The sequence below is a fragment of the Vibrio sp. 10N.222.52.B7 genome, from assembly GCF_041474275.1.
GTDB classification, from domain to species: domain Bacteria; phylum Pseudomonadota; class Gammaproteobacteria; order Enterobacterales; family Vibrionaceae; genus Vibrio; species Vibrio crassostreae_C.
The window spans coordinates 88,145-98,191 of record NZ_JBFRTU010000022.1; the positions used below are offsets into that span (position 1 = coordinate 88,145).

The 10,047-nt window shown below is 44.8% G+C and carries 10 protein-coding genes; 6 read left to right on the forward strand and 4 right to left on the reverse strand.

Features of this window, described 5'->3' with window-relative positions:
* Nucleotides 1-54: 54 nt before the first annotated feature.
* Genes pcnB through panC form a run of 4 tightly spaced genes read left to right on the forward strand, consistent with a single transcriptional unit; the run spans nt 55 to nt 3,608 of the window.
* Nucleotides 55-1,410, forward strand: coding sequence for a polynucleotide adenylyltransferase PcnB (pcnB, locus tag AB4512_RS08890; RefSeq protein ID WP_017059432.1), 1,356 nt, complete (start codon nt 55-57; stop codon nt 1,408-1,410).
* Nucleotides 1,407-1,892 carry a 2-amino-4-hydroxy-6-hydroxymethyldihydropteridine diphosphokinase gene (folK, locus tag AB4512_RS08895; protein ID WP_004735459.1) on the forward strand — a complete coding sequence of 162 codons (486 nt, stop codon included), beginning with the start codon at nt 1,407-1,409 and terminating at the stop codon, nt 1,890-1,892. The genes pcnB and folK overlap by 4 nt, the downstream gene beginning before the upstream one ends.
* 22 nt (nt 1,893-1,914) lie before the next feature.
* Nucleotides 1,915-2,709 carry a 3-methyl-2-oxobutanoate hydroxymethyltransferase gene (gene panB, locus AB4512_RS08900; RefSeq protein WP_017059433.1) on the forward strand — a complete coding sequence of 265 codons (795 nt, stop codon included), beginning with the start codon at nt 1,915-1,917 and terminating at the stop codon, nt 2,707-2,709.
* A gap of 8 nt (nt 2,710-2,717) precedes the next feature.
* Complete coding sequence (gene panC, locus AB4512_RS08905; protein WP_017059434.1) at nt 2,718-3,608, forward strand: pantoate--beta-alanine ligase; 891 nt, start codon at nt 2,718-2,720, stop codon at nt 3,606-3,608.
* An 85-nt stretch (nt 3,609-3,693) separates the two neighbouring features.
* On the opposite strand, the gene AB4512_RS08910 is transcribed toward panC, so the two are convergent.
* The 3 genes from AB4512_RS08910 to AB4512_RS08920 all read right to left on the reverse strand — a co-directional run bounded on the left by AB4512_RS08910 (nt 3,694) and on the right by AB4512_RS08920 (nt 7,365).
* Nucleotides 3,694-4,464 carry an ABC transporter permease gene (locus AB4512_RS08910; protein WP_010435987.1) on the reverse strand — a complete coding sequence of 257 codons (771 nt, stop codon included), beginning with the start codon at nt 4,462-4,464 and terminating at the stop codon, nt 3,694-3,696.
* A 1-nt stretch (nt 4,465) separates the two neighbouring features.
* Nucleotides 4,466-5,383: an ABC transporter ATP-binding protein gene (locus AB4512_RS08915; protein ID WP_017059435.1), complete on the reverse strand. Its 918-nt coding sequence runs from the start codon at nt 5,381-5,383 to the stop codon at nt 4,466-4,468.
* A gap of 350 nt (nt 5,384-5,733) precedes the next feature.
* Nucleotides 5,734-7,365: a SulP family inorganic anion transporter gene (locus AB4512_RS08920; RefSeq protein ID WP_017063247.1), complete on the reverse strand. Its 1,632-nt coding sequence runs from the start codon at nt 7,363-7,365 to the stop codon at nt 5,734-5,736.
* 286 nt (nt 7,366-7,651) lie between these two features.
* Between AB4512_RS08920 and can the strand changes: the two genes are divergently transcribed.
* The gene (gene can / locus AB4512_RS08925) at nt 7,652-8,320 is read left to right on the forward strand and encodes a carbonate dehydratase (protein ID WP_372174776.1); all 669 of its coding nucleotides are present in this window, start codon (nt 7,652-7,654) and stop codon (nt 8,318-8,320) included.
* Between the two features lie 74 nt (nt 8,321-8,394).
* On the opposite strand, the gene hpt is transcribed toward can, so the two are convergent.
* The gene (gene hpt, locus AB4512_RS08930; RefSeq protein WP_017059438.1) at nt 8,395-8,925 is read right to left on the reverse strand and encodes a hypoxanthine phosphoribosyltransferase; all 531 of its coding nucleotides are present in this window, start codon (nt 8,923-8,925) and stop codon (nt 8,395-8,397) included.
* A 337-nt stretch (nt 8,926-9,262) separates the two neighbouring features.
* Here hpt and AB4512_RS08935 point away from each other — a divergent pair, with 337 nt between their 5' ends.
* Nucleotides 9,263-9,868 (forward strand): LuxR/HapR/OpaR family quorum-sensing transcriptional regulator, encoded by a 606-nt coding sequence (locus AB4512_RS08935; RefSeq protein WP_019824386.1) that lies wholly within the window; start codon nt 9,263-9,265, stop codon nt 9,866-9,868.
* The last annotated feature ends 179 nt before the right edge of the window (nt 9,869-10,047 follow it).

Here is a 10,047-nt window from a genome sequence, read left to right on the forward strand (position 1 = left end):
CACTTTGGACTAAGAGAAAAACAAAGTTGGCGATACCTACTTTGTTCTAAACTAATGAATACAAACGACAATACCCCAAGCGAACAACGCGGATTCCACGAATTAGCTCTGAATATTTATACTCGTCAAGAGCACAATATTTCACGCAAGCAGATCAGCGACAACGCACTAAAAGTGCTATATCGCCTGAATGGTGCGGGTTTTGACGCATTTCTAGTCGGTGGTGGTGTGCGCGATATCTTATTAGGCTCTCAGCCAAAAGATTTTGATATTGCGACCAACGCAACGCCAGAGCAAATCAAACACCTCTTCAGAAACTGTCGTCTTATCGGTCGCCGTTTCCGCTTGGCACATATCATGTTTGGTCGCGACATCATTGAAGTGGCAACTTTCCGTGGTCACCACCAAGAACCATCGAAGAACGTTTCTGCACAATCGAAAGAAGGCATGCTACTTCGCGATAACGTGTACGGCAGTGTTGATGAAGATGCAGAGCGTCGTGATTTCACAATCAACGCGATGTACTACAACATTGCAGACTACAGCATCCACGATTACGCGGGTGGTGTAGAAGATTTAGAAGATAAACTGATCCGCCTGATTGGCGATCCAGAAACGCGTTACCGCGAAGACCCAGTGCGTATGCTACGTGCAATGCGCTTCGCCGCTAAACTGGATTTCGACATCGAAGAAGACACGGCTGACCCGATTGAAGAGTTAGCTCACCTTCTAAGAGATATCCCAGCAGCGCGCCTTTACGAAGAGTCTCTGAAATTACTGCAATCAGGTCACGGTTTAGAAACCTACCACCTGATGCGCGAGTACAATCTATTCCAACAGATGTTCCCAGCGGTAGCTGAGCACTTCACCGAAGATTACGACTCTCACACAGAGCAGATGCTTGATTTGGTTCTCGATTCAACCGACCTTCGCATCGAAGATGGTAAGCGAGTAAACCCAGCATTCATGTTCGCAGCGATGCTTTGGTACCCAATGAACAAGCTGGCAGACAAACTTGTCGCTGAACAGGGTATGGCACACTACGATGCGATCATGGAAGCGAGTAACATCATTCTTGATCAGCAAGTAAAATCTATTGCGATTCCTCGTCGTCACACCGCCACCATTCGCGAAGTTTGGCAACTGCAACTTCGACTGCCTCGCCGTAACGGTAAACGCGCTGTTCGTCTAATGGAGCTCAACAAGTTCCGTGCAGGCTACGATTTCCTAGAAATGCGTGGTGAGATTGAAGGTGGCGAAACCAAAGAGTTAGCAAAATGGTGGGAGCGTTATCAGACTGCGGGTCGCAACATGCGTCAAGCAATGGCTAACGACGTTGCAGCACCATCAAAGTCAGGCCATCGTCGCCGTAAGACTTACCGAAACAAAAAGAGTAAGCAATCAGAATGATAACTGCTTACATTGCGGTCGGCAGCAACCTTGCCGACCCAGTTAGCCAAGCAAATTTGGCTATCGAAACGCTAAAAAGCCTACCGCGATCAACGTTTATTGCGACCTCTCAGCTATATAGTAGCACTCCAATGGGACCGCAAAATCAACCAGACTACATCAACGCGGTAGTCGCTATCCAAACCGAATTAACGCCAATTGAACTGCTTGATTGCACTCAAAAGATCGAACTAGAGCAAGGGCGCGTCCGTAAAGACGAACGTTGGGGACCAAGAACCTTGGATCTCGACATTGTGCTATACGGCAATGAGGTGATCGATTCAGAGCGCTTAATCGTTCCTCATTATGGAATGAAAGAACGAGAGTTTGTACTCTACCCGCTTGCTGAAATCGCACCAAGTTTACAACTCCCTGATGGGACTGAGCTGACAGAACTACTGAAAATAGTAGATAAGAACGGGCTCAATGTTTGGCAACAATAGCCAAGCGCATTAAGGAAAACCAATGAAAAAAGTAACCATTAACGACCTGATCAAATGCAAACGTGAAGGCCGTAAATTTGCGACTTCGACAGCTTATGATGCGAGCTTTGCTCAATTATTCGAAAGCCAAGAAATGCCAGTTCTGCTTGTCGGTGATTCACTGGGTATGGTTTTACAAGGCCATAACGATACATTACCAGTAACCGTTGAAGACATTGCTTACCATACTCGCTCAGTGCGCGCTGGTAGCCCAAATTGTCTTCTTATGGCTGACATGCCTTTCATGAGCTACGCGACGCCAGAACAAGCTTGTGAGAGCGCAGCGACTTTGATGCGTGCTGGTGCGAACATGGTAAAAATCGAAGGCGGAAGCTGGTTGGTTGATACTGTGAAGATGCTAACAGAACGTGCAGTACCAGTATGTGCACACTTAGGCTTGACGCCCCAGTCTGTGAACATTTTTGGTGGTTACAAGATTCAAGGTCGTGACGACGAGCAAGCCGACAAAATGGTTGCTGACGCGTTAGCACTGCAAAACGCAGGCGCTCAAATCGTTCTACTTGAATGTGTGCCAGCTTCATTGGCAAAACGAATTACAGAAGCTTGTGACGTACCGGTTATCGGTATCGGCGCAGGTAATGTTACCGATGGTCAGATCTTGGTTATGCATGACATGTTCGGTATTTCTGCGAACTACATGCCGAAGTTCTCTAAGAACTTCCTAGCAGAAACAGGTGATATGCGTAAGGCAGTAGCTCTATACAAAGAAGAAGTAGAGAGCGCGCGCTTCCCTGATGAAGCTCATACAATCGCTTAGGAGTAAGTATGCAAACTTTTGCTGAAATAGCGGCTCTTCGTGAGCAGATTAAACAGTTTAAGCGTGATGGACGTACGGTTGCTTTTGTACCGACAATGGGAAACCTGCATGAAGGCCACCTGACTCTGGTAAAGAAAGCTCGTGAACTGGCCGACATCGTTGTGGTAAGCATCTTTGTAAACCCAATGCAGTTTGACCGTGCAGACGACCTAAACAACTACCCTCGAACGTTAGAAGCAGATTTAAGCAAACTAACAGGTGAAGGGGTTGAGCTAGTATTTACACCAACGCCAGAGGTGATGTACCCAGATGGATTAGACAAGCAGACGTTTGTTGAGGTCCCTGGCATATCTCACATGCTTGAAGGTGCCTCTCGTCCAGGTCACTTCCGTGGTGTATCAACCATTGTCACTAAACTGTTTAATATCGTTCAGCCAGACTTTGCATGCTTCGGCGAGAAAGACTTTCAGCAACTTGCTGTTATTCGCCAGATGACCACTGATTTAGCATTAGACATTGAAGTTGTCGGCGTTGCGACCGTTCGTGAAATGGATGGTTTGGCAATGAGCTCTCGCAATAGCAACCTAACGATTGACGAGCGCCAACGAGCGCCCGTTTTAGCGCGTACTATGCGCTGGATCAGCAGCGCTATTCGTGGTGGTCGCGATGATTACGCATCAGTGATTGAAGATGCTACTGACCAGCTACGCGCTGCAGATCTTCAACCTGACGAAATCTTCATTTGTGATGCTAAAACTCTGCAAGCGATCACTTCAGAATCAACTCAAGCAGTGATTCTAATGTCGGCTTTCCTAGGTAAGACGCGTCTTATCGATAACCAAGTTCTCGATTTGGTAACGGAAACCAAAGAAGAAGTGAAAGAAGAAACGACTGAATAGTCGGCTTCTGCTCTTAACGCAAAACAAAAAAAGGTCGATGTTATATCGACCTTTTTCTTTACCTGTTACTTAGATGAACCAAAGGTTAGCTACGTAAGCCAATACCCTTTGTCACTAGGTAGTGTGCAATGCCATACAACAGCACGATAAACACACCTAGTACGCCAAACGACGTCACGATCCCCACATCAGACACACCCAAGAAGCCATATCTGAACGCGTTAACCATGTACACGATAGGGTTCAACTTCGATACACCTTGCCAGAATTCAGGCAATAGACTGATCGAGTAGAACACACCACCAAGGTACGTCAGCGGCGTTAAGATAAAGGTTGGGATAATAGAGATATCATCAAACGTGCGTGCGAATACCGCGTTAATCAAGCCACCCAAAGCGAATACTACCGACGTTAAAAATACCGTCGCAATGATCACGCCCCAATGGTCAACTTGTAAGTCGACAAAGAACAACGACACGAAGGTTACTATGGTACCCACTAACAAGCCACGAACCACACCACCCATTACGAAGCCGGCGATAATCACGTAGTTAGGAACAGGCGCTACAAGCAGCTCTTCAATGTTCTTCTGGAACTTGGCACTAAAGAACGATGAAGCAACGTTGGAATATGAGTTGGTGATCACCGACATCATGATCAGACCGGGAACAATGTATTCCATGTAGCTAAAGCCGTTCATTTCACCAATACGCGCACCAATCAGGTTACCGAAGATGATGAAGTAAAGCGTCATGGTAATCGCTGGCGGCACCAGAGTCTGCACCCAGATACGAGTAAAGCGATTGATCTCTTTGGTCAACAAACTGCAGAAAGCGGTCCAATATAGGCTGTACATATTATTTACTCCCCTCACGGACGATACTCACAAATAGCTCTTCTAGACGGTTTGCTTTGTTACGCATAGAGAGGACTTTAACCTGTTGCTCGCTCAATTGAGCAAAGATGGTATTCAAACCTAGGTTCTTGTCGATTTCGATTTCTAGCGAGCCATTGACCATCACTTGGCTATTCACGCCTTCAAGCTTAGGTTCAGTCGTGCCCTCTTCCAGATCCAGAATAAAGGTCTCAGCACTCAATTTGCCCAACAGCGCTTTCATTGTTGTGTTCTCAATCAGCTCACCGCGATTGATGATACCAATGTTGCGACACAGCATTTCTGCTTCTTCTAGGTAGTGCGTGGTCAAGATAATGGTAATGCCCTGCTTCTCATTGATCTCTTTTAGGAATTCCCACATTGAACGACGTAGTTCAATATCAACGCCTGCTGTCGGTTCATCAAGGATCAACAAATGAGGTTCATGCATCAATGCACGCGCGATCATCAAACGACGCTTCATACCACCAGACAAGTTACGCGCGCGTTCGCCACGCTTTTCCCACAGATCGAGTTGAGATAGGTACTTTTTCGCTCGCTCTTTCGCTAATGCTTTTGGCACGCCGTAATAACCCGCTTGTTGCAGCACGATCTGTTCAACGGTTTCAAACGGGTTAAAGTTAAACTCTTGAGGCACAAGGCCTAAGTTCTGCTTCGCCAATTCCAGATCGGTATCAATGTCGTAGCCGAACACTTTAACCTTGCCTGACGTTTTATTTACCAGTGAAGAGATAACACCAATGGTGGTTGATTTACCCGCACCATTGGGACCAAGTAGTGCGTAAAAGTCGCCTTTTTCTACTTGTAAACTAACGCCCTTAAGAGCCTCGAAGCCCCCAGCATAAGTTTTTCTTAATTGCTCAATTTCTAATGCATACATAGAGATAGACTGCCATTTGCTATAGATAAGATGTAGACGACCGAGCTTGAGGAAGAGAGTAATGCTTAAAACGAGCTAGCAGAAAACTAACCCAAACTTGTTAACTCGGCCATTTTGCAAACAAGTTTATCGTTGATTGACGATTAATACAAATATCGTGTGAGAGTTTCTTTCGAAAACAAATAAGCGTCTTGGCTACGTGAAGACTAAATCAACGTTCAATAAATATAAAAATGCCGCTAAGTGATTCACTTAACGGCATTAATGATCAGTCTTGAAGTGAGCGTCTATAGCTTATTCATATTAGATTATTCATATCAGGTCATTAATATCAGCTTATTACTGAAAAATTAAACTGACTCAAATTGATGCTCATCTCTGTCGACATAGCTTGTTGCTGCCGTCAGGGCTTCATATCTGAATCGATAAGTGTTGGATTCAGGTACTAGGTCAATCACGTGGAACTTCTCTAGTTGTTGACGAGTATTCTCATTAGGACACAGCAGATACACCTCACACTGCGCATCCAATGCATCTTTAATCGCATTCTCTAGCGCTAGGCCAACTGTGACATCAATCATAGGTACATCTGTCAGGTCTAGAATCATCGCTTCATAGTCAGAGATACTTGAGTGCTGACGTGAAATCGCCTTTGAAACGCTGAATATCATCGGCCCTGATAGGTAGAAGAATAGCACCTTACCATTGGCACTATCGAGTAACTGACGTTCGCTATCAGTCAATGGGATATCGTCTTCATCATCACCATCACTGATCGCCTTAACTTGTCTGGCTTGCTCTCGGCTTAATCTTTCAATAATCAGAATATTCGAGATAAACACACCCAGTCCAACGGCAATAATCAAGTCAACAAACACAGTCAATAGCATCACGCCGTACATCACGCCCATGCCGGCATAGCTAACCTTGTGCGCGCGCTGGATAAAGCTCCAATCTAGGATATTGAAACCAACATACATCGCGATACCAGCCAGCACTGCCATAGGAATCGGTTCTGTTAAACCACCTGCAACCAATACCACGAGCGCAAGTACTAAAGCTCGAATAACACCTGAAAGCGGAGAACGCGCTCCCACCTGAATATTGGTTACAGTCCCCATAGTAGCACCCGCGCCAGGTAGTGCACCAAACAGGCCAGAGATCATATTGGCAATGCCTTGGCCACGAAGCTCTTTGTCTGAGTCATGCTCTTTACGAGTCAATGAATCTCCGATAACCGCGGTCAAAAGCGTATCAATACAACCTAATGTACCAAGCACCAAGGCATCGATAACCATAGTAGTAAACTGTTCAGCGCTGATCGTAGGGATAACGAGGGAAGGTAAACCAGCTGGGATTTCACCAATACGGCGAATAGAGTCGGTATCAAAAATAATGACGGACAAGAGCGTTACAGCCACTAACGCGACCAGTTGAGCAGGCACATACTTACGATACTTAGCGGGGAAGCCAAAAAGAATACCGAGTGTCAGAGCACCTAGAAATAGCTCACTCACTTTTAAGTTTGCTAGCGTATCAGGTAAAGCAGAGAGCGTGCCCATTACACCACCGGATGGAGCGGCATGCCCTAACAATGGAGACAGCTGCAAGATAATCAGAATAACGCCAATGCCCGACATGAATCCGGAGATCACGCTATATGGCATCAAAGTGACGTATTTTCCTAGCTTTAACGTACCAAGTAATATCTGGAATGCACCGGCCATCATCACAACAGTAAAGGTCATTGCCATACCCGTTTCAGGATATTTAGCAACCATACTCGTCATTACGGCAGTCATGATCACCGTCATCGGGCCGGTAGGTTCAGAAATCAAACTACTCGAACCGCCAAACAATGCTGCAAATAGGCCAACCATAATGGCGCCCCACAAGCCAGCTTCAGCTCCCGCGCCAGAAGCAACACCAAATGCCAATGCTAAAGGTAACGAGATGATGGCTGTAGTTACACCGCCAAACATATCCCCTTTGAGATTGATATCCGTAAAACGACTTCCAAACAAAACACACCTTCCTGATGATGAAATGACAAACCTTATCACTTTAGCAAATGTATCAAGTGTTCAGAAAGTGTTAATTCAATCACATTATTCATGTCTTATAACCGGATTATTGATAGTGGGCTAAGTTTATGATTTTCCGTACTAGAACACGTCAGATGAGTACATTTTGACGCAGTTTTTACGAGATTGAATTTGTAACATTGTGTATAGTTAAGCATCTTAATTGAGGGATGTAAGAAGCAAGATGCCAGAAATAAAACAGCTTTTTGAGAACAATTCCAAATGGTCTGAAGAAATTCGCTCTGGAAGACCTGAGTATTTTACAACGCTTGAAGAGGGTCAAAGCCCTGGTTTTCTATGGATAGGTTGTTCAGATAGCCGAGTTCCAGCCGAGCGCCTGACTGGCTTATATTCTGGAGAACTGTTTGTTCACCGAAACGTGGCCAACCAAGTGGTTCATACAGACCTAAACTGTCTATCTGTTGTTCAGTACGCAGTAGATGTGCTTAAAGTGAAACACATTATTGTCTGTGGTCACTACGGTTGTGGCGGTGTTAACGCGGCGATTGATAACCCTAAACTTGGTCTTATCAACAACTGGTTACTGCACATCCGTGACAATTACCTAAAATACCGCAAGCAAATCGAGGGGCTTCCTCGTGAGCAATGGGGTGACAAGTTATGCGAAATTAACGTCGCAGAACAGGTTTATAACCTAGGTAACTCAACCATTATGCAAAATGCGTGGGAGCGTGGCCAAGACGTTGAAATCCATGGTGTGGTTTATGGTATTGGCGATGGCAAGCTACAGGACCTTGGCGTACGTTGCTCAAGTAACGATACTTTAGAGAACAGTCACTTAGATGCATTAAACAAGATCTTAACGACGCCTCTTCTTAGTCAACAAAGCTAACCCATTCCGTCATATATACAAAAAGCCCGCATCAAGCGGGCTTTTTAATGACTTCTAAACCACAAGCGTAATGATTACTCTTGAGGTACTACCTTACCGATGTACGGTAGGTGACGATATTTTTGTGCGTAGTCGATACCAACACCAACAACAAACTCGTCTGGGATCTCAAAACCAATCCATTTTGTATCGACAGTCACTTCACGGCGAGAAGGCTTGTCTAGTAGCGTACAAATTTCGATAGACTTAGGACCACGTAGGCTCAGAATCTCTTTTACTTTAGTCAGCGTGTTACCTGTATCGATAATATCTTCTACAAGTAGAACGTCTTTACCTTGGATATCATCATCAAGGTCTTTCAAAATACGAACATCACGTGAGCTTTCCATGCCGTTGCCATAGCTAGACGCGGTCATGAAATCAACTTGGTGAGTTAAATCGATAGCACGAGCAAGATCTGCCATAAAGACAAAAGATCCACGCAATAAGCCAACTAAAACTAGATCTTCACTACCGTTGTAGTGTTCCGTGATCTGTTTGCCTAGTTCGTTCACTCGATCCTGAACTTCTTGCTCAGAGATCATGACTTCAACTGTATGCTTCATACTGCTCTCATTCTATTTGGTGATTGCGACGAATGTTGACAGTTTCGTCAGTTGTGTCGCTCAATTTTGTGCGTAAGTCTAGCACTGCTCAAATACCCACACCACCTTATGGTTCGAATTTACTGTCAGATTCTCAACGAAATGTGCGCTGGTGCCTTATCCAATACTCGTCTCCTTTCACATCAATGCTGATCACGCTTTATGTATCAAGTTTGATGTAACTGTCTATAAAACAAGCTGAAAGGATTGACCATTCGCATATGCACCATTACACTCATCTTGGCTTAAATAATAATAAAATCATTAATATAAAAATTTCGTTGGCAAGGAAAATAAAATGGACTCAATATCTAAGAGACCTAGAACTAGGCTTTCACCTTTAAAAAGAAAACTTCAATTGATGGAAATCGCTCTTGAGGTATTCTCTCGCCGCGGTATCGGTCGTGGTGGACACGCTGATATTGCAGACATCGCTCAGGTGTCTGTCGCAACTGTATTTAACTACTTCCCTACCCGTGAAGATCTGGTTGATGAAGTACTAAATCACGTTGTACGCCAATTCTCTAACTTCCTTTCAGACAATATCGATCTGGATATTCACGCAAAACAAAACCTACATAATATTGCGACTGAAATGGTGACGTTAGTGGCTCAAGATAGCCATTGGTTAAATGTGTGGTTCGAATGGAGCGCTTCGACTCGTGATGAAGTATGGCCGCTATTCGTAACAACGAACCGCACTAACCAAATGTTAGTACAAAACATGTTTAGCAAAGCGATTGAACGTGGCGAAGTTTGTGACGATCACGATCCTAAACATCTAGCCAATCTATTCCACGGCATTTGCTACTCGCTATTCATCCAAGCGAAACGTGTAGAAACGCCAGAAGAGCTTTCAAGCTTAACGGATAGCTATTTGAACATGCTGTGCATTTATAAATAGATTTGAAATTCGGTCTTCGAAAAAAACTTAGGGATTGGCGTATTGCGTCAATCCTTTTTTGTTTTTAGCACTCGCTCTTCGTATCCCGGAGCGCAGCGTACTCGCATCTCGGAGTGAAACGTTCCTGCGACTTACTTCAGACATAAAAAAGCCGCTGACAAATGAACTGACCCCCAATA

Excerpts from the sequence above, each read along its gene's own strand:
- hpt (WP_017059438.1), bottom strand. The coding sequence starts at position 8,925 with ATGAAGCATACAGTTGAAGTCATGATCTCTGAGCAAGAAGTTCAGGAT.
- AB4512_RS08910 (WP_010435987.1), bottom strand. The coding sequence starts at position 4,464 with ATGTACAGCCTATATTGGACCGCTTTCTGCAGTTTGTTGACCAAAGAG.
- panC (WP_017059434.1), top strand. The coding sequence starts at position 2,718 with ATGCAAACTTTTGCTGAAATAGCGGCTCTTCGTGAGCAGATTAAACAG.
- pcnB (WP_017059432.1), top strand. The coding sequence starts at position 55 with ATGAATACAAACGACAATACCCCAAGCGAACAACGCGGATTCCACGAA.
- AB4512_RS08915 (WP_017059435.1), bottom strand. The coding sequence starts at position 5,383 with ATGTATGCATTAGAAATTGAGCAATTAAGAAAAACTTATGCTGGGGGC.
- AB4512_RS08935 (WP_019824386.1), top strand. The coding sequence starts at position 9,263 with ATGGACTCAATATCTAAGAGACCTAGAACTAGGCTTTCACCTTTAAAA.
- can (WP_372174776.1), top strand. The coding sequence starts at position 7,652 with ATGCCAGAAATAAAACAGCTTTTTGAGAACAATTCCAAATGGTCTGAA.
- folK (WP_004735459.1), top strand. The coding sequence starts at position 1,407 with ATGATAACTGCTTACATTGCGGTCGGCAGCAACCTTGCCGACCCAGTT.
- AB4512_RS08920 (WP_017063247.1), bottom strand. The coding sequence starts at position 7,365 with ATGTTTGGCGGTGTAACTACAGCCATCATCTCGTTACCTTTAGCATTG.
- panB (WP_017059433.1), top strand. The coding sequence starts at position 1,915 with ATGAAAAAAGTAACCATTAACGACCTGATCAAATGCAAACGTGAAGGC.